The 19,788-nt window shown below is 40.9% G+C and carries 20 protein-coding genes; 19 read left to right on the top strand and 1 reads right to left on the bottom strand.

Translation table 11 applies throughout. From position 1 onward, the window contains the following. Positions 1 to 302: 302 nt before the first annotated feature. From EJL91_RS05270 to EJL91_RS05250, 5 genes are all read left to right on the top strand, one after another. On the top strand, positions 303 to 800 hold the full coding sequence (locus EJL91_RS05270) for a CarD family transcriptional regulator (RefSeq protein ID WP_125140881.1): 498 nt from the start codon (positions 303 to 305) through the stop codon (positions 798 to 800). 322 nt (positions 801 to 1,122) lie between these two features. Continuing rightward, on the top strand, positions 1,123 to 2,010 hold the full coding sequence (locus EJL91_RS05265) for a hypothetical protein (protein ID WP_243125233.1): 888 nt from the start codon (positions 1,123 to 1,125) through the stop codon (positions 2,008 to 2,010). Beyond that, positions 2,011 to 2,553, top strand: a complete 543-nt coding sequence (locus EJL91_RS05260) for a hypothetical protein (protein ID WP_243125232.1) — start codon at positions 2,011 to 2,013, stop codon at positions 2,551 to 2,553. Positions 2,554 to 2,601: 48 nt separating this feature from the next. After that, entirely contained in the window at positions 2,602 to 4,392 is a 1,791-nt protein-coding gene (locus tag EJL91_RS05255; protein ID WP_125140880.1) for a [Fe-Fe] hydrogenase large subunit C-terminal domain-containing protein, read from the top strand. A gap of 3 nt (positions 4,393 to 4,395) precedes the next feature. Beyond that, complete coding sequence (locus EJL91_RS05250) at positions 4,396 to 5,574, top strand: SpoIIE family protein phosphatase (protein ID WP_125140879.1); 1,179 nt, start codon at positions 4,396 to 4,398, stop codon at positions 5,572 to 5,574. Here the strand turns inward: EJL91_RS05250 and EJL91_RS05245 are convergent. Continuing rightward, complete coding sequence (locus tag EJL91_RS05245) at positions 5,571 to 6,266, bottom strand: DUF3298 and DUF4163 domain-containing protein (RefSeq protein ID WP_125140878.1); 696 nt, start codon at positions 6,264 to 6,266, stop codon at positions 5,571 to 5,573. The two genes, EJL91_RS05250 and EJL91_RS05245, sit on opposite strands and share 4 nt — an antisense overlap. A gap of 189 nt (positions 6,267 to 6,455) precedes the next feature. Between EJL91_RS05245 and EJL91_RS05240 the strand changes: the two genes are divergently transcribed. The 14 genes from EJL91_RS05240 to EJL91_RS05175 all read left to right on the top strand — a co-directional run bounded on the left by EJL91_RS05240 (position 6,456) and on the right by EJL91_RS05175 (position 19,530). Next, positions 6,456 to 6,812 carry a winged helix-turn-helix transcriptional regulator gene (locus EJL91_RS05240; RefSeq protein ID WP_125140877.1) on the top strand — a complete coding sequence of 119 codons (357 nt, stop codon included), beginning with the start codon at positions 6,456 to 6,458 and terminating at the stop codon, positions 6,810 to 6,812. 76 nt (positions 6,813 to 6,888) lie between these two features. Next, entirely contained in the window at positions 6,889 to 7,305 is a 417-nt protein-coding gene (locus tag EJL91_RS05235) for a pyridoxamine 5'-phosphate oxidase family protein (protein WP_125140876.1), read from the top strand. Between the two features lie 508 nt (positions 7,306 to 7,813). Then, positions 7,814 to 8,356 (top strand): transcription termination/antitermination NusG family protein, encoded by a 543-nt coding sequence (locus EJL91_RS05230; protein WP_125140875.1) that lies wholly within the window; start codon positions 7,814 to 7,816, stop codon positions 8,354 to 8,356. A gap of 209 nt (positions 8,357 to 8,565) precedes the next feature. Then, positions 8,566 to 9,135: a transcription termination/antitermination NusG family protein gene (locus EJL91_RS05225; RefSeq protein ID WP_125140874.1), complete on the top strand. Its 570-nt coding sequence runs from the start codon at positions 8,566 to 8,568 to the stop codon at positions 9,133 to 9,135. 234 nt (positions 9,136 to 9,369) lie between these two features. Further along, positions 9,370 to 10,605 (top strand): DegT/DnrJ/EryC1/StrS family aminotransferase, encoded by a 1,236-nt coding sequence (locus EJL91_RS05220; protein ID WP_125140873.1) that lies wholly within the window; start codon positions 9,370 to 9,372, stop codon positions 10,603 to 10,605. A gap of 114 nt (positions 10,606 to 10,719) precedes the next feature. After that, positions 10,720 to 11,415, top strand: a complete 696-nt coding sequence (locus EJL91_RS05215) for a sugar transferase (RefSeq protein WP_125140872.1) — start codon at positions 10,720 to 10,722, stop codon at positions 11,413 to 11,415. Between the two features lie 12 nt (positions 11,416 to 11,427). Continuing rightward, on the top strand, positions 11,428 to 12,249 hold the full coding sequence (locus EJL91_RS05210) for a glycosyltransferase (RefSeq protein ID WP_125140871.1): 822 nt from the start codon (positions 11,428 to 11,430) through the stop codon (positions 12,247 to 12,249). Positions 12,250 to 12,254: 5 nt separating this feature from the next. Continuing rightward, positions 12,255 to 13,430: a glycosyltransferase gene (locus EJL91_RS05205; RefSeq protein ID WP_125140870.1), complete on the top strand. Its 1,176-nt coding sequence runs from the start codon at positions 12,255 to 12,257 to the stop codon at positions 13,428 to 13,430. Continuing rightward, positions 13,411 to 14,583 carry an O-antigen ligase family protein gene (locus tag EJL91_RS05200; protein WP_125140869.1) on the top strand — a complete coding sequence of 391 codons (1,173 nt, stop codon included), beginning with the start codon at positions 13,411 to 13,413 and terminating at the stop codon, positions 14,581 to 14,583. The genes EJL91_RS05205 and EJL91_RS05200 overlap by 20 nt, the downstream gene beginning before the upstream one ends. A 26-nt stretch (positions 14,584 to 14,609) precedes the next feature. Further along, positions 14,610 to 15,662 (top strand): glycosyltransferase, encoded by a 1,053-nt coding sequence (locus tag EJL91_RS05195; RefSeq protein WP_125140868.1) that lies wholly within the window; start codon positions 14,610 to 14,612, stop codon positions 15,660 to 15,662. Positions 15,663 to 15,669: 7 nt separating this feature from the next. Further along, positions 15,670 to 16,506, top strand: a complete 837-nt coding sequence (locus tag EJL91_RS05190) for a LicD family protein (RefSeq protein WP_125140867.1) — start codon at positions 15,670 to 15,672, stop codon at positions 16,504 to 16,506. Position 16,507: 1 nt separating this feature from the next. Next, positions 16,508 to 17,011, top strand: coding sequence for an FAD synthase family protein (locus EJL91_RS05185; RefSeq protein WP_125140866.1), 504 nt, complete (start codon positions 16,508 to 16,510; stop codon positions 17,009 to 17,011). Beyond that, entirely contained in the window at positions 17,004 to 18,050 is a 1,047-nt protein-coding gene (locus tag EJL91_RS05180) for an asparagine synthase-related protein (protein WP_125140865.1), read from the top strand. The genes EJL91_RS05185 and EJL91_RS05180 overlap by 8 nt, the downstream gene beginning before the upstream one ends. Positions 18,051 to 18,075: 25 nt before the next feature. After that, the gene (locus tag EJL91_RS05175; protein WP_125140864.1) at positions 18,076 to 19,530 is read left to right on the top strand and encodes a lipopolysaccharide biosynthesis protein; all 1,455 of its coding nucleotides are present in this window, start codon (positions 18,076 to 18,078) and stop codon (positions 19,528 to 19,530) included. The last annotated feature ends 258 nt before the right edge of the window (positions 19,531 to 19,788 follow it).

Genomic DNA, 19,788 nt, shown 5'->3' with positions numbered 1-19,788 from the left:
CCAGTATGGTGATTTTTACTGCTTATTTCGTCTTTTAATTCTGTGTTTTATGCGCAATATGCCGAAAATAAAAATAAAGCTTACATTAATGTGTGAAAAATGGTATGATTATTATAGAGTGGCAAGAATATGCCCAAATTGACGAAGCAGGAATGTACGGTTTTATTTTATGTTGTTGTCAACGATGAAAGGTTCGCAGAGCGTGCTTTTCATCGTTTTGCATTGACAGCAGAGACTAGGAAGAGCGTGTTTTGCGGCGTCGGCAGCAGTTGACAGTGTGGTGTGAGTTCAGGAGGGATAGAATGAATAAAGGCGATTATATGGTTCATTGGAGCGGCAAGGTCTGTGTGTTGGAGGATGTGGCTGAGATGAATTTGACAGGGACGAAGAGAGAGTATTACATCCTTACCCCTGTGAGAGATCAGGCGGAAAAGATTTATGTCCCTATTGAAAAGACGGAAGGAGTTCTCAGACCGGTGCTTTCGAGGAAAGAGGCCCTGGATCTGGCTGGCCGTATCAAGGATATTGAGCCGCTGTTGATTAAAGACGAGAGGCAGCGGGCACAGGAATACAAGGATGCCTATTATTCACAGGATTATCTGAACCTGGTCAGAATTGCCAAAGAGCTGTATCAGAGAAAAGAACGCAGAGGCCGGGAAGGAAAGAAACTGCCGTCCAAGGATGCCCAGATGATGACTCTGGTGGAGAAGACCTTTGAGGAGGAGATGGCGGTAGCCCTGGGCGTCGAGTCGGGTGAAGTGAAGGAACTGCTGGAGACGGGAAGAATGAACCGGCTGTAGACAGAGAAAGTTGAAATTCTGGCTGATTTTGACATCATGATAGCAGTCCGGAAGGGGACGAAAGAACAGGAAAAGGGTTCTTTTGTCTCTCTCCGGGCTGCTTTTTTGTTTTGCAGGATGCAGATTCGACAGGCCTGCCCCCTCCTTAGAACAAAAAGAAAATACATGGAATTGTAAGAAAATTGCAAAGATTGGTAAATGTTTCTATTGTATAATAAGTCATAACCGTCCGAGAAGAGGCATTTTACGGGCCGGCAGCTGGAAAGCGAAAGAAACACTATCATTAATAGATTAGAATAAAAGTTATCAGGTGGGTAAGTGAGTGAAGGAAAAAGAAGAGATTCAAAAGAAAACGGACAGGATTATAGCGGCAGTATGTATTTTAATGGTAACGGTATGCCTGATTTTTGGTGTATGTTTTAAATATAGATTCAGACTGGCTGAGCCGGTTTTTGTGGAGCAGAACACGGCGGTGACCGCTTTTTATGAAGAAGATGAAGAAGCACCGGGATGGTACGCCGATATTACGCTCTGCTATATTACGGGAAGAGGCGATAACAGGCGGCTTCAGTCGGTGGAATTCCCTGAACTGGGACAACAAGAAGTAATGAGAGAATTCAGCGAGACTCCGAAGGTGCAGAACCAATATGTTGTACATACAGTGAGTGGCCGGATTCCTGTCTCCGTGCAGGAGGATTTTGACGGATATAGGGTGCTTACAAGGGGAAAAGTGGTTTACACAGACGGAAGCGAGGCTGAAATCGGCCTGGGAAACATGGTTCTGGCCCCCGGACCGATGGATACCGAGATGGGAGAAGTGGTCTCCTCCTCTTCCAGTTCCGACGGGAAGGATGAGATGGTGGTGCGGATGAAGGGAGATGCAACGCTGAATATAAAGCAGGTGCTGTCTCCGGACGAATCATTCGGCACATTCAGTATCACGGTTAACGGAAGAAAACTGGCGGTGGAGCCGGATCAGGAAAGGGAAGGATTTATTAAACTGAAAGAAGGAGATACGCTGACGCTTCAGAGCCAATGGAACGGGGAGAACGCATATAACACTCCGTCCGGCCTTCTTTCATCCGTCGTGATCCTGGAACTGGAGGGACGGGTGAAACAGACACTTCTTTACGTTCACGCCGTTCTGCAGCCGGCCGGTGGGAATTTTATTAATATATGGAAATATCTCAATCAGAGAGGAGTGTTTTAAATGGCATCCAGGAGTAAAAAAATATTCTGGGGAATTATCTTAGCCTCACTCCATATCAACATGTTCGGTATGGTGCTTCTTCCGGCCTGTTTCGGTTTTGCGATCCTATATTTTGGGATCCTGGATTTGGAGAAAGGAGACGCCGTTTTTCCGCTGTCCGAAAAGCAGATGAAGATCTACCATGTGCTCGCTGCGGCTTTAGTTTTCGTGTCTGGAATCATTGGTTTTATGTCGATTTTCAGTATCCTGCCCGATTCGGAGGCCTGGTATCTGATTCCCTGTATTCTTGAATATATTGTGTGTTTTGTGCTGATGGAAGTTTACGTGGAAAACAGGCCGTCACTTCTGGGCCTGAAAAGAGGCTATACGCTGGTGATGGGGGCCGCCCTCACCGGATACTGGCTGAGTCTTTTTGTGAGTTCGAACGGCTGGCAGGTTTTCTGCGCAGTCATTATTCTGGTATGCCGCGTCATGGTTTTAACCGCCGCATACAGTGACAAAAAAAACGATGTTTTAGACATTTTTGAAGAAAAAGTTCTTTGATAAAACCGCCTGATATGAGATAATAGACTCATATGGAGGTTACATCTGATGAGGATTATTGATTTTAAAGAAAGTAAATGTATGCACTGTTATAAGTGCGTCCGTTACTGTGATGTGAAAGCAGTCATGATTAAAGATGGAAGGGCAGAGGTCATAGAGGATAAGTGCGTTCTCTGCGGCCACTGCCTTCATGTCTGTCCGCAGTCTGCTAAGACGATGGCCAGCGATCTCGATACAGTTAAGTATTATATCAGGCAGGGGCACCGGGTGGTGGTTTCCCTGGCTCCCGCCTATATGGGCTTTTTTCAGGATGCGGCGTTGGGCCAAATTCATGAGGCATTCAGGAAACTGGGTTTTTTTGATGTGAGGGAGACTGCGGAAGGAGCGGCCGCCGTAACGGCGGAGTACACCAGCCTTCTTGAGGAGGGGCAGATGGACAACATTATCACGACGTGCTGTCCTAGTGTCAATGATCTGATTGAAATATATTACCCGAAGCTGGTGCCCTATATGGCTCCCGTCGTATCTCCGATGGTGGCACACGGACGTATGCTTAAGAAGGAGTACGGCGTGGATACGAAGGTGGTATTTGTCGGTCCCTGCATTGCAAAGAAGAAAGAATCCACGGATCCGAGAAATGCCGCGAGTATCGATGCCGTTTTAAATTTCAATGATGTTAAAAAATGGCTGCAGGACGAACAGATATCGCCGGCCAACTGCGAGGATATTCCATTCGCACACCTGGAGCCGAAGGTAAACCAGCTCTATCCGGTAACGGGCGGAGTAATCAGTTCTGTCCTGTCCACGGGAAACCAGACGGACAGCTACAGAAAGCTTCACATTCACGGAACGAAAAACTGTATCGAATTCTGCGACAGCATGATGGCCGGAGAGATCCGCGGCAGTTTTATCGAGATGAACATGTGCACGGGCGGCTGCATCAACGGATCGGCACCTCTTTACAGAGAGGTTTCCCGGTTCAGGGTGAAGATTGATATGGAGGAGCGGATTTCCAGGGAACCTGCCGACGGAGGGATGCTGCGCGGCATGAGTGAAGGCGTGGGCCTTAAAAAGCAGTACCGCGACCGCTCCACAAACGACCTGATGCCGACGGAGGAACAGATCCGGGAAATCCTTGCAAAGACAGGCAAGAAGACGCCGGAGGATGAGCTGAACTGCGGAGCCTGCGGTTATTCTACCTGCCGGGAGAAGGCAATCGCCGTTTTCCAGAAGAAGGCGGAGCTTAACATGTGTATCCCTTACATGCATGACAGGGCTGAATCCCTGGCAAACCTTGTGATGGACACATCCCCCAACCTTGTCATGATCGTGGATGGGGATATGAAGATAATGGAATACTCCGCGGTGGGGGAACGGTATTTTGGCAAGACCAGAGCCGAGGCAATCCAGATGTATTTGTTTGAGTTTATTGATCCCACGGATTTCCAGTGGGTATATTCGACCCATCAGAGTATCCGGGGCAAGAAGGTGGATTATCCCGAGTATAACCTGTCGGCCCTGATCAATATCGTATATGTGGAGAAAAAGGATGTGGTTCTTGCAACTATCATCGATATCACGGAGCAGGAATACCAGGCTAAAAAATATTATGAGAAGAAACTGAACACGGTGGAGCTGGCTCACGAGGTAATCAGGAAACAGATGACGGTTGCCCAGGAGATTGCCGGACTGTTGGGAGAGACGGCGGCGGAGACGAAAATCACGCTGCTGGATCTGTGCGATTCCCTGTTGGAGGACGGGGAGGAAGAACAGGCATCCGGCAGAAAAAAGAAGAGACGGGGCGCGGCCTCTGTATCCGAGACGGAAGGCAGGGGATAAAAAATGGGAATTAAGGTCGATATTGCGTACAAAAGCCTGAATAAGAACGAGGAGGAACTCTGCGGCGATAAGGTGGAGATTCTCCACACGGAAGATTCCCACATCCTGATCCTGGCCGACGGCATGGGAAGCGGCGTGAAGGCCAACATTCTGGCGACGATGACCTCTAAAATTCTGGGAACCATGTTCCTGAGAGGGATTTTACTGGAGGAATGCGTGGAGACCATCGCGGAGACACTGCCGGTCTGTAAAGTCAGGCAGATGGCGTATGCGACGTTCAGCATCCTGCAGGTTTATGACGACGGCTCCGCCTACCTGGTGGAATTCGACAATCCGGGCTGTATTTTTATCCGCAACGGAAAAATCATGAAGATACCGGAGAATTACCGGATGATTGAGAACAGGCGGATCAATGAGTATCATTTTAACGTGCAGATGGGGGACGCCTTTGTCCTGATCAGCGACGGCGCCATCAATGCGGGCGTTGGGGAACTGCTGAACTTCGGTTGGAACTGGGACAGCGTGGCGGAGTATGCCCTCAGGGAATACGGAAAAACAATCTCCGCGATGCATCTGGCGGCGGCGGTCAGCCAGGCCTGCAATGACCTTTACCAGTACCGGCCGGGCGATGATACGACGGTGGCCGTGCTGAGAATTGGTGAGAAGAAGCTGATTCACCTGATGACGGGGCCGGCGGCCAACCAGGAAGATGATGAAGCGATGGTAGAAGACTTCATGGCCGACGGCAGCGCAATCAAAGTAGTATGCGGCGGAACCAGCGCCAATATTGTGGCCCGCGTGCTGGAGAAGAGGATTGATGTATCGGTTGGGGAAATCGATCCGAATATCCCTCCGACAGCCTATATAGAGGGAATCGACCTTGTGACCGAAGGCGTGGTGACCCTGAACCGCGTTCTCAAATTTCTGGAGCAGTATACAAGGGATGATGAGATAGACGAAGAATTTTTTATGGAACTGGATAAACCCAACGGAGCCTCGATGCTGGCAAAACTGTTGATTGAGAGCTGTACGGATCTGCACCTTTTTGTAGGAAAAGCCGTGAATGGAGCCTACCAGAATACGGAACTGCCGTTCCAGCTGGGAGTGCGGCAGAAGCTGGTGGATCAGATTCAGGATGTGATGAGGCGACTGGGGAAGACGGTGGCAGTAAAATATTACTAGAGCGTGTTTGAAAATTGCTTTACCGCCAGCGGATTACCGGCGCGGCCGGCAGCGGGGCAAGGCAGTAAAAATTCCGGCAGTCCGCTGGCATATGGGGCAATATCATACTGCTGGAAATAGATCATGACTCCATCCGGTGACAGATAAAAGCTGTCAGGATTGAATGTGTTTAACAGCAGTTTCGGATAATCGTCGAAAAAAGAGGCAGGGTTGTCTTTAAGCAGTCCTGCGATCTGATATTGAATCCTGAGCCGGATTTTTTGCCTGTAAAGGGGTTCATGGGGATAAATATCCTGAAGTGAGATACGCTTGCCGGTTGAGAGATTCCAGGTATCGGATGTCCGGACGGTTGAACCGTGGGCGCCTCCCATGAATGTGTACTGATCCACATAGAGACTGGTGATGCAGCGGGAATTGAAGGTTACTTTGTAAACCATATCGTATTCATAGCTGTGAAATGGAGGAACATTTTTTTGAATATACCGGGCCGATTCGACGGCCTGAGGATAGAGCACTGTTTTACAGTGATTTTCCTTCTCTTTTGCAAGTGAGCTGTAAAACTGATTGATGGAACGAACGGCATCCTGATTGCAGGTTGATGTAAAAACAGGGTATTTTATATTGTATACCAGGACTGGTATGTCGTTGAAGTAAAGAGTGTTATGAAGCACAGCCGGTGTGATAATCTGCATATCGGTTCCCCAATTTTGTTTTTATATTGTATGAATGGGCGGTTGGAAATATGTTTTAGCCGGGAAGAGGGCAGGATAAGCCCGATACGGAAACAATCGGCATATGAAATCAGATACCGGATATCAGATACTGGATACCGAACGAGATGTCATAAATGAAAATACCGGATACCGAAGGAGATGTCGTAAATGAAAATGCGAAACGATTATACATGTCCGCTGGAACTGACCCACGATATGATTAAAGGCAAGTGGAAACCAATCATTCTGTGGCAGCTCAGCAAGGGAACCAGTTCTTTATCCGAACTGAAAAGGGAGATAAAGGGAATCAGCCAGAAAATGCTGCTTCAGCATTTAAATGAGCTGGGTGACTGCGGCGTGGTTGGGAAAACATCATATGAGGGGTATCCGCTCAGAGTAGATTATTACTTAACGGACCGCGGGAAGAAGATCTTTGAAGCCGTTTCCATTATGCAGAGTGTCGGTATTGAAATCATGGTGGAAGACAATAAGACGGAGCTTTTGAAGGAAAAGGGGCTTTTGTAGTTACGTAGTTACAAAAAAGTGTGTACTTTACCTGGCCGGAAGGAACCGATATAATGGAGGCAGAGGAGGGATACACATGAGAGACGTTGAAACGACAATCGGAAATCTGATAGACAAGCAGGGAGTGGCCTTTATCGGCTCTGTCGATGGAGATGGCTTTCCCAATATGAAGGCCATGTTGCCGCCGAGGAAGAGAGAAGGCATTAAAACATTCTATTTTACCACCAACACTTCTTCAATGAGAGTTTCCCAGTACAGGGCCAATCCAAAAGCCTGTGTCTATTTCTGCGACAGGCGGTTTTTCAGAGGGGTTATGCTCATCGGCACGGCCGAAGTGCTGGAGGACAGCGAAAGCAAGGAGATGATCTGGCGGGAGGGCGACACGATGTATTATCCGGAAGGCGTGACGGATCCGGATTATTGCGTGCTGCGCTTTACTGTGGATAAAGGGAGGTTTTATAGTAATTTTAAGTCGGAGAGTTTTGAGGTTTAGAGAACTAGTTTAAGAAAATGATAGATGGAGCTTAATGACATATACGACTTTAGGTGGAAAATGAAACTGCTCTTAAGTAAGAAAATAGCCGGCAGCCTTCCAGGGATGTGATATCCTTTGCGGGGGCGCCGGCTGTTTTGATTCGAGTTAAATGCGATAGGTGATATAGCATATGCTGCTTACTCTTATCATTAGAATTAAAAAAGTTGTCGCTTAACTGTTAGTTAAGCGACATTTTTTGACCAAGTCTTAAGTTCCTGTAAATTATAACATCCTTTTTGACCATGGTCAACTGTCAGAAAAGAAAAGAATTGGCAATAAATCCTAAGATTATCTTATTTTTTAACAATTTTTCTGGAAATGATCCAAACTTCTAACTGGGTTTTCAAATACTTCCATTTTAATTTATCACAATACGAAGATAAAAAACATTGTAAAAAAGAAAGAGGGCTGAATGAGGCTGAAAAAGTTGTCGCTTAACTAACAGTTAAGCGACGGAGGACTGCTTATGGAACGATGGTATGTATTATATACGGTGCCGGGAAAAGAGCAGGAGGCTGCCGAACTTTTGGAGCGGTCAGTCAGCCATGCTTTTTGGATACGCTGCGGCGTTCCCAAAAAAGTAAAGGTGTTCCGTTCCGGTGGGATTTTGCATCTTTTAGAAGATGTTATGTTTCCGGGATATTTGTTTATACAGACGGAGCATGCAGAGAAACTTGCAAAAGAACTGAAAAAAGCCAGACAATTTCCTCAGTTTATTACCAGTACGGCTGGTACAAAGCAGGATATACTCACGCCGGTGGAAGAAAAAGATATGTGCTTCCTGGAGGATGTATGCGGAGAGGAACTGCAGCATGCCATGGGGGTGACCCGGATTACATTGGACAGTGAGAACCAGATTGTCCGGGCTGATGGGATTCTGGAACACTATCGGAATCAAATTGTGAAATTAAACTTACACAAGCGGTTTGCTATTGTAGAGCTCGAGTTGTTTAATCGGAGACAGGCGGTTCTATTCGGCGTGAGATTGGAACAGGATCAGGCCGGATAATGGCAATCAGGCAGTGTTATTATTATTAAAAATAGCAGGAAAGAAATTGGGGTGCTTCTGTGATCTATGTCATGGAAGGACGAAGATGGAGCATAAAGCGGAGGCAGGGTGTCAAGTGGTATTGAAATTGACACCCTGCATTACCGATTTGATCACAGTTCGGAAATTAATTCCGGAATGGCGAAGCATACCCAAATGAGGTTAATAGAATGTGGTATGTAATTCAGACATTAACTGGAAAAGAAATGGAGCTGGTTAGTGTGATCGAGAAAGTGCTCGGAGAAAAGTATGAGGGAAGCGATGACAAAAGCTATGTAACATGTTTTGTAATCAGACGTGAATACGTCTGGCGGATAGAGGGCAGTTTTCGTCCGCATATAGAGCCGCTGTTCCCTTCTTATGTATTCGTCGAAACCAATACGCCTGATAAGTTTTTTTATGATCTGAAGCAAATTCCCAAACTGACAAAGCTTTTGGGCGCCGATGGGGTATTCAGGACGGTTCGGGAAGAAGAGGAAAAACTGCTTCGAAAGCTGATTGGGAATGATCCGGAATACATCATTCGCCGTTCGCCGATATGGGTGAATGAAGAAGGTGAGATTGTTGCGGCAGGAGGCGTTTTAAAAGATAATCTCGAAAAGGTCGTGAAAAAAAGGCTGAGGAAACGGATCGTTGTGATAGAGATTCCGTTTTTAGACGAGATGAGACGGATTGAGATTGGGGTTAAGGTGGAAAGAGAAAGACATCTGGAGAACAAGAACAGAAGCAATAAAGATTGATTATAAATAGATATAGTTATAGAAGAAAGGGCTGATAAGGTCCTTTTTTTGATTCATAGCAAATTGCGTCCTATGAATCAAAAAACGCTCCGCAAGGATGCATATGCCGCGCAGAGTCAGACAGTTGCTGAAGTAACCGAACGGCAGCGCAAAAATTACGCAATCGGGATTCTTTGTTCTATCCCAAAATGATAGTAATCAATTGTTACAGCAATGCAAGGGAGGAGAAATATTATGCTGAAGGTACCATTTTCACCGCCGGATATCACAGACGAGGAGATAAATGAGGTTATCGATGCACTGAAGTCAGGATGGATTACCACAGGGCCGAAGACGAAAGAATTTGAAAGGCAGATTGCCGCTTTCGTCCATGCTCCGAAAGCGGTTTGCCTGAACTCAGCTACGGCCTGTATGGAACTGGCGCTTCACTTTCTCGGAGTGGGGCCAGGGGACGAGGTAATCACCAGCGCTTATACATATACTGCCAGTGCCAGCGTGGCTTGCCATGTGGGCGCTAAACTGGTTTTGGTGGACACGGAACCGGATTCCTATGAGATGGATTACGATAAACTATCGAGTGCGATCACTGAAAAAACCAAGGTGTTTATACCCGTAGACATAGCAGGGGTGCTCTGTGATTATACCCGGATTTTTCAGATTGTGGAAGAAAAAAGAGCCTTGTTTCATCCCGCTAATGAGATTCAGGAGAAATTTGGCCGCGTAATTGTGATGGCCGATTCGGCGCACGCATTCGGTGCATCCAGGAATGGAAAAATGTGTGGAGAAGTAGCTGATTTTACAAGCTTCTCTTTTCATGCTGTGAAAAATCTGACGACTGCCGAAGGCGGCGCATTGGTTTGGAAAGCGATTCCAGGTACTGATGACGAGTGGATTTACCATCAGTTTATGCTGCTGTCTCTTCACGGACAGAGTAAAGATGCTTTAGCAAAGACAAAACTGGGGGCCTGGGAATATGACATTGTCATGCCTGCCTATAAATGCAATATGACCGATATTATGGCAGGGATTGGCCTGGCTCAGATGAAGCGGTATCCGGAGCTTTTAGAGCGGAGAAAAGAAATATTATACAGGTACAAAAAAAGTTTTGACGGGCTGCCGGTGGAGCTTATTTCCCACGACGGTGTTGATGCGAATGGTAATGAATTTCATTCCAGCCGTCATCTCTGTCTTGTCCGCCTGACCGGAAAGAGCCTGGAATTCAGGAATCAGTTAATCATTGATATGGCGGAGGCCGGTGTGGCTGCCAATGTTCATTATAAACCACTGCCAATGCATACGGCGTATAAGAAGCTGGGATTTGATATTGCAGATTATCCCAATGCCTACAGGCAGTTTGAAAATGAAATTACATTACCGCTCCATACTTGTCTGACGGATGAGCAGGTGGATTATGTGGCGGAGATCTTTAAACGGTGTTATCTGGTATTGGATGCGGCAGGAAACAGATGAATGAGCGGCAGAAAATAGAGATGAACGACGGCAAAGAGGGAATGAAGCTTCCCACTTAGATATGCATCAATAATATGCGAATCAGCAAAGGAAAAGCTGGAAGGAGAAGGGAAAATGCTCTGCAGTTGGAATAAACTTCCCCATTTTATGCGGACAGAGGAAGTCAGGCCATATTATGAAATTCTTAGGCATCGCAAAATCAGCCTGATGGTTAAACGAACTTTTGATTTTGTAATGTCCAGTCTATTACTGGTGCTTTTATCGCCTCTCTTTCTTATTCTGTCTATTTGGATTCGTCTCGATTCTCCGGGACCGGTTTTTTACCGTCAGGAGCGGATCACCCAATACGGCAGAACCTTTCGAATCTATAAATTCCGAACTATGGTTCAAAATGCCGACAAAATAGGGAGCCTGGTAACCGTAGGAGGCGATTCACGGATTACAAAAGTCGGGCAAAAGCTCCGCGGCTGCCGCCTGGATGAAATCCCACAGCTTATCAATGTCTGGAAAGGTGAGATGACCTTTGTTGGAACCCGCCCGGAAGTGGCGAAATATGTGAAAAAGTATACGAAAGAGATGTATGCGACATTGCTTTTACCTGCGGGGGTGACTTCGGAGGCCAGTATTGAGTTTAAGGATGAGGATAGGATTTTGGTGGAAAAGACGGCGGAAGGGAAGAGCGTGGATGAGGCGTATGTGGAGGATGTGTTGAGGGAGAAGATGAGGTGGAATCTATGTATGATTGAAACTTTTTCCTTATTTGAAGAATTGCATATTTTAGTAAAAACAGTAATAGCGGTCATGAAGTAATATGGGGGAAATATGAATTACGAGTTTAGCGTTTTAATGTCTGTTTACATAAAAGAAAAGGAAGAATATTTTAGACAATGTATGGAAAGTGTTTTAAATCAAACATTAATGCCTAATGAAATAGTAATTGTTGAAGATGGTCCTATTACTGAGGAACTGCAAAAAGCAATTAATGATTATGTGGCTAAATTTCCTTCATTAATAAAAATAGTTCTCCTGAAAAAAAATCTTGGTTTGGGGTTAGCATTATCACATGGTGTAATTGCATGCAAATATGAGTTGATAGCAAGAATGGACACAGATGATATCTGTGTGCCGGAGCGGTTTGAAAAACAAATAAATATGTTCAGAAATAACCCTGATTTAGATATCTGTGGAAGTCATATAAAAGAATTTGATTCAACACCAGATAATGTGCTGTCATTAAGACGGGTCCCTCTTGATGACAGAGCTATTAAACAATATCAGAAACGTCGAGATAGCTTTAATCACATGACGGTTATGTTTAAAAAAGTAGCAGTGTTAAAAGCGGGTAACTATCGACATGCTTTACTCATGGAAGATAGTCTGCTCTGGGTAAATATGATGAAGAACGATGCAGTCTGTGCTAATGTTGATGATTATCTTGTCTATGTGAGAACGGGAGAGGATATGTTTGAACGTAGAGGGGGATGGGATTACTTTAGAAAGTACTATTCGGGGAGGAGAGCAATTTATCAAACTGGATATATTTCTAAAGTTGATTATATTTATACATTGGCAGTTCAATTTTTAGTTGCAATTGTACCAAATGGCCTACGTAAAATTATATATACTAAAATATTGAGAGATTGAACTGGGTGACTAAAAAATGGATGAAAGAAATGCAAAAAAAGAATCGTACGAGAAAATATATGATTAAAATATTACATGTTGGTTTTAGTATAAATTTTGGTGGTGTCGAAAGTTTAGTTATGAATTATTACCGCCATATCGATAAAAGTAAATTTCAGTTTGATTTTCTGGATATCTATGGTGCAGGTATAGCCTTTGAGGATGAAATAAGTGCACTGGGAGGAAAAATATACAGATTACCTAATTATAAAAGGCATCCAATGAAAGCAGCAAAAAAAATGTGTTGCATATTAGATGACAATGATTATGACATAGTTCATATACATATGCAGTCGGCGGCTAATTTAATGCCTATTTTAGTTGCATTGTACCACAAAAAAGAGAAGGTAATTGCACATTGCCACTCCAGTTCAACTCCCAGAGGCGTGGTAAGAAAGATATTACATTGTATAAATGTTACGATCTTAAGAAGAATGAATGTAGAAAAGTGGGCGTGTGGGGAACGGGCCGGTAAATGGATGTGGTCGGACGCCTTTGAGAATAAAAATGTAATTGCTAACGCAATTAAGACGGAATCATTTATGCCGAATAAATGTATTAGAAAAAAAATTCGAGAAAGATGTGGCTTCAAGCCGGACGACCGAGTAATAGGATTTGTGGGAAGATTCGGAGATGAAAAAAATACATTGTTTCTAATTAAAGTACTTGTAGAATTACTAGGTTTCTCAGATAACTATAAATTACTTACTGTAGGCGCCGGTGAAGTTTATAGTGAGTTTCAAAAAGAAGTATATAGGAGAAAATTAGAGAAAAATGTCTATTTTGCAGGGACACAAAGTAATGCAAGTATTTGGTATCAGGCTATGGATGCCTTTCTATTACCAAGTTTTTTTGAAGGATTTCCAATGGTTGGGCTGGAAGCACAAGCTTCTGGATTGCCATGTTTTTTTTCTGATAGAATTTCTTCTGAGATTGATGTGTCAAAATTATCTACTTTTATTTCCATAGTTAAAGGAGAAGAAAAAAAGTGGGCATATAAGATAAATTTAGAATTATCTAAACAAAAATATTGGAGTGCTCAGATTCCTGATATGTATAATATAGAATATGCAACCAAACTGTTGGAGAACAAATATATTTTTTTGAAAATAGGGGACAATCATGAGACAAAAAAGTGTTGAGATGAATATTGATGATAGAAAAATTCGCTTTTCAACTCGTTTTTTGGGAATTCAATTATTTACATTTTTTATCAATTTTACAGGTTGGGATTCTGTTACTTTTGCGATTCCGTTCTGGATCATTTATGTTTTATTGCGTTTCTCTGAAAAAGGAGGAGTAAGAGGACTTAGTATAAAGTCAAAAATCATTAGTGAATTTTGGCCATTATTGTTATGGATGGCATTAAATATTTTTGAGGGTATTATATATATTCAAAGGTCTCGTGTTTTACTTTTAATGTTATGCTATATGATTGCAACAATCTTTTTTATTGTCCTTGTAGATGCAAGAATGAATGAAAAGGAGATTGCATTTATCATCAAGATGTATACATATATGGGAATGGCAACAACATTTTTAATTTTGATAGAAAGAGTAAATGTCGTAACGTATACAAATAGATTTACCCTGAATGTGCTAGGACATAATAAAGATCCAAATTTTATGGCAGCGTATCTTTTATTCCCCGCAATTTATTCTTTTTATAATTATCTTGTTCATAAGTCTAGAAAAGGTGCTTTAGAATTTTTGGTAGTTTGTTTGGGAATTCTCTTGACTGGTTCAAGGGCGGCATTTTTAGGAGTAGTAATATCTATATCAACTTTGTTTTTGTGTAAAATTGGCAGAATTGACATTTTAAAAAAAGCAATAGCTGTTATGGTCGCTGCATCTATAGTGATTTTTATTTTACTACCAAATGATATGGCTTCAAGATTTAACATGGTTAACTCCTTGAAAGATGATAGTAATCATCTTAGGCTTCGCTTATGGAAAGCAGGTTTGGAAATATTTTTGGATCATGTCTGGTTCGGTGCGGGACAAAATGCCATGATTACTTATTCATTAGATTATGGGGCTCCTTTACCAATGATGGCACATAATACTTTTATAGAAATTTTAGTTGAATTCGGTTGTGTCGGTTTTTTATTATTTTGTTATCCAGCATATAAAATTTTAATCAAGGCTGTAAAAAACAAACAATCTTTTATAAAGTCGATTATGGTGGGAATGCTTTTTGCTACTTTAATTATATCGGCACAAAATGCACAATACTACTGGTTTAATTTAGCTCTTTGTTCGAGTATGAGCTATAACAAAAAAAATTACAAATAAATTGTAATTATGTGTATGGAGGATTTATGTGTGGGAGCGTTTATTTACCTAATTATACAAACTGCCTGAGCATTATTGTTCCAATATATAATGCCTCACAATTTCTTAGCCAATGTATAGAAAGTATCTTGTCGCAAGAGCTTACTGATTATGAGTTAATATTAGTTAATGACGGATCAAGTGATAATTCGGGCGACATTTGTGAGAAATATAGGAAGCAATATAGCAATATCATATATATTTGCCAGGAGAATGCCGGAGTAGTTAATGCAAGGATAGCTGGAATTAAAGCTGCTAAAGGACAGTACATAGGTTTTGTTGATGCTGATGATTGGATAGATAAGAAATATTTTCAGAGAATGCTCAAAGTTGCTCAAGAGTACTCTTTAGATGTTGTTTGCAGCAAGTATCTCGAAAGCAATGAGAAAAATGAGTTGGAAGTTCCGGATCAACACGCAAGCGGATATTATTCTGGAAAAAAATTGGATAAGTTAAAACAAAATATGATGTACATGAGTCCATTCTATTCTTTTGGAATTTATCCAAGTCTATGGAGTAAAATAATAAAGAGAGAGTATTTGGTAAAATGGCAGATGATGGTACCACAGAATATCACATTAGGAGAAGATGCTGCAGTTTTTTATCCATTAATGTTGAAAGAATGTCAGAAGGTGTACATCATTAATGAAAATCACGGATATCATTATCGGCAAACGCCGGATTCTATGGTGCACAAGTTTAATAGGAAACTATCAAAAAATGTAATGGAATTAATGACATATTTTGATCAAATATTTGAAAATGAGGATAAGTCATTTCTTAAACAAAAGCAGTTCTATTATTTTATGCTAATTAAGTGGTGTATTGGAAACGAATTAAACTCGAGAGAGAGAACAAGGCAGATTATTTCTAATATAAAAATTTTTCGTCATTTTAAATCGGTCTCGGAAACATTTGAAAAAGGAACTTATAGAGGAATTCCACTTGCCTGCCAGATTTTCTTTTATCTATATAAAAAAGAAAAATATTATTGTCTTGTTTATCTGTCGAAATTTTATCAATTTATAGAAAGAAATTAGGAGAACAATGACTGATTTACAAAAACGTATTTTTGAAATTTATAAAGAAGTTGCTATTATATGTAAGAAACATGATATTCCTTACTATTCTATTGGTGGGACATGCCTTGGAGCAATCCGGCATCACGGGTTCATACCATGGGATGATGATTTAGATATTGCAGTACCAGTAGAATGGTTTGAAGAGTTTGTTTCTATTATGAATAAAGAATTACCAGAATACTATAAGGTCTATACTGCCCGTGAAAGGCAGCATTACGGAAATATCTTTATAAAAATATCAGATGAGAGAACTGCCCACATTGAAGATTGGGGACGAGATTTTATGGATTCATTTCATGGTGTATTTATAGATGTTATGCCACTTGCAGGTGTACCTGAAATGAAAATTAGCAAAAGAATATACTGTTTTAAAATTCAATGGTATCGATTTGTGAATGATAAGAGACGTTTTCCATACAGGATGAGAGATAAGCGGAGCTTTATTAGTAAATTTATGTGGATTTTATTATACCCTTTTATTCGTGTACATCCTTATTATTATTATTCAGATAAATGGCTAAGCCTATTAAAAGAGAAACCTATGAACCAGTCAAACTATGTGGGGTATGTTTGGTCAGAAGGTGTTTATAGGCTAACTTTTCCAACCTACTATTTTGCTGAGGGATGTTATAGAGACTTTGAGGGATTCTTAATGCAATGTCCTAAACAGCCAGAAAAATTTTTGGAAAAAATGTTTGGAGACTATATGAGACTTCCAAATGAGAATGAACGATATGGAGGTCACGAAGGATTGGTGAATTTAGAAAACTCCTATAAACAATATTATGAAAAGGAGACTTAATATGATTATTGGATATACGGCTGGCGTTTATGATTTATTCCATATTGGTCATTTAAATTTGTTAAAAAACGCAAAGGGAATGTGTGATAAGCTTATTGTAGGCATTACAACAGATGATTTGGTTACATATAAGGGAAAACATGCACTTATTCCTTTTGAAGACAGACTGGAAATTGTGAGGAGTATAAAGTATGTAGATGCAGTTGTCCCACAAGATAATATGGATAAAATAACAATGTGTAAAAAATTGGGTGCTACTGTATTATTTGTAGGTGATGACTGGTATGGCACAGAAAAATGGAAGGAATATGAGAAGGAATTTAGAGAAGAAGGCATTAAAATAATATATTTTCCATATACCAAAGGGATTTCATCTACAAAAATAACACAGACACTTAATGGGATTCGGGGATGGACTAGCGATTTTTCTAAGAACCTGATAAATGAAGAAAGTAATAAAAATATAGAAACAGATAATAGTAAATTAGGAGATAATAATGGTTGATAAGAAGTATTGCATGAGTTCGTATCTAGCTTTTCGTTATATTGTGGATAATGATAAGGAGTTTTATGAAGGAGGGCATCACAAGAATATTATCCCTTTTCCAAAAGAAGAAAGGATTATTGTAAAAACAGCTGATGATATTGGGAATGAGATTGAAAAGCAAATTATACAATTTAAGGATAAGAAAAAAGGCATTCTTCTTTCGGGAGGAATGGATTCTGCAATTGTTGCGTCTTATCTTACCGGTTCGGATGCCTATACATTTCGTTTTCTTGATGGAGAGTTTCAGAGAGAAGAACTCAGTAGGGCTGAGTATTATGCAAAATATTATGGGTTGAAACTTCATTATGTTGATATATCTTGGGATACAGTTGTTGCTTATCTTGGACCTGTAATGAAGGCAAAGTGTGCTCCTGTACATTCAATTGAACCTCAGATATTACAGGCCGCGTTACAGGCTAAGGCCGACGGTATTGAGATGATGTTTGTGGGAGAGAGTAGCGATTTGATTTTTGGTGGTATGGATGGCCTTTTAGCCAAAGATTGGACTTTTAATGAATTTATGGAGCGCTATATATTTATGAAACCCGAAGATGCTCTTATTGAACCGATAAGCATGCAATACTTGTTTGAGCGATACCGAGTGTACGGAGATAAGATAGATTTTTTGAAATTTATGGATGAGGTTTTTTCAATTGAATCGTCCAGCTCTTATTTAAATGCGTTTGGAGTTGCCAAAATGCCTTATTATGATCCATATGCTAGGCTTAAGATGGCTGATGAGTTAGACCTCAACCGTGTGCGCAACGGAGAACCTAAGTATCTAATTCGAGAATTGATGGCGAAAAAATATCCCGAGATTCCAGTTCCTAATAAAGTGCCAATGCCTCGACCTGTTGATGAATATTTCAAAACTTGGAAAGGGCCGTCAAGGATTGAATTTAGAGATGACATTGAAATGGACAGATTAAGTGGAAATCAAAAATGGCAGCTTTATTGTTTGGAACAATTCTTAAACATTTATGACACAGCAAAGTGATTGTTTTTGAAAAGGATATCAATTTATGGTACAAAAAATTATAGAAAAATACAGATGTTTTCCGCTTGCGATGAAAGCATCTATGTGGTTCTTAATCTGTTCCTTCATGCAAAAAGCTATCTCTATAATAACGACACCGATTTTTACTCGTCTGATGTCAGCAGCGGAATATGGTAGATTTAATGTTTTTACAGCTTGGCAGGGAATAATTACAATTTTTGTGTCATTGAATCTGTCATGGGGAGTTTATAATCAAGGATTAGTAAAATATGAAGCAGATCGAAAAGTTTTTTCATCATCGATGAATGGACTCACACTGCTATTAATAACTGTATGGACAGTATTCTACTTGGTGACTCGCGAATTTTGGAATTCTTTGTTATCATTGAATACAGAGCAAATGCTTGCTATGCTCGTAATTATATGGACAACGGCCAGTTTTGAATTTTGGGCATCGGAACAGCGTGCCGAATTGAAATATTTGAAATTAGTAACGATAACTCTGATAGCCTCTGTTTTTGCGCCGATATCCGGCATCGTTCTCGTTATGACTTTAAAGGACAAAGCGACTGCTCGAATAATGAGTTTGGCAATAACTGGTATTGTTGTATATACTGGTTTGTTCATAAAGCAAATCCGAAGAAGAAAAAAGTTATATTCTAAAAAATACTGGAGCCATGCATTGGCTTTTAATATTCCATTGATACCGCATTATCTCTCACAGACAGTTCTAAACAGTGCAGATAGAATTATGATAGAACGCATGGTAAATGCTGAAACCGCAGGTATATACAGCCTAGCTTACTCAATTTCGCTTATAATGACACTGTTTAATACAGCACTAATGCAAACCATCAGTCCTTGGCTATATAGAAAAATCAGAGATAATGAAATAGAAGATATCTCAAATATTGCTTATCCAGCTCTTATTTTCATTGGCACTGTAAATCTTATTCTAATTGCGTTTGCGCCGGAGGTGGTAGCAATGTTTGCACCAAAGTCATATCTTGATGCAATATGGGTGATTCCTCCGATTGCTTTAAGTGTCTATTTTATGTTTGCCTATGATTTATTCGCGAAATTTGAATTTTATTATGAAAAGACAAAGTTAATTGCAATAGCAACAGTAATGGGGGCAATTCTAAATATTATTTTAAATTACTTTTTTATTGGGAAATATGGATACTACGCGGCCGGATATACAACTTTAATGTGTTATTTAGTATATGCGGTAATTCACTACGTTTTTATGCGTAAAATTTGTTGCGAACAATGTGCGGGGAAACAACCTTACAATAATATTATTCTTTTCAAAATTACAGCTATTTTTACGTTTGTTAGTGCATTGTTTTTGCTGTTATATAAGCATCCCTTACTAAGATATTTGGTTATAATTATAATGGTGCTATTTTTATTGATTAAAAGAAATGTGTTAATGGAAGAAATTAGGAAGTGTATTAGTAAATGCCTCAATAATTAAGACTTTGATAATAAAGGTGCATTTGCTTTGTTAACTAATACTTATGAGTTTATCAGAATCTTCCAGATATGGGCATAAGATAAAGAAAAAAATAATATATAATTTAGAAAGTATTCATTTACAAAAGCATAGAGAAGTATACTTAAGTTAGTCTGTTTGATAATAGCCTGCTTTGTAGCCGGCAGCCCACAGGGGAACGCTATATTCCTGCGGGCTACCGACTGTTTTACTCCACACCTTATATAGTCTGTGAGAATT

It is taken from the genome of Clostridium transplantifaecale (assembly GCF_900626075.1).
GTDB lineage: Bacteria > Bacillota > Clostridia > Lachnospirales > Lachnospiraceae > Otoolea > Otoolea transplantifaecalis.
Note: the sequence above shows the minus strand (reverse complement) of the source record. Positions and strands in the feature narration are given on the sequence as shown.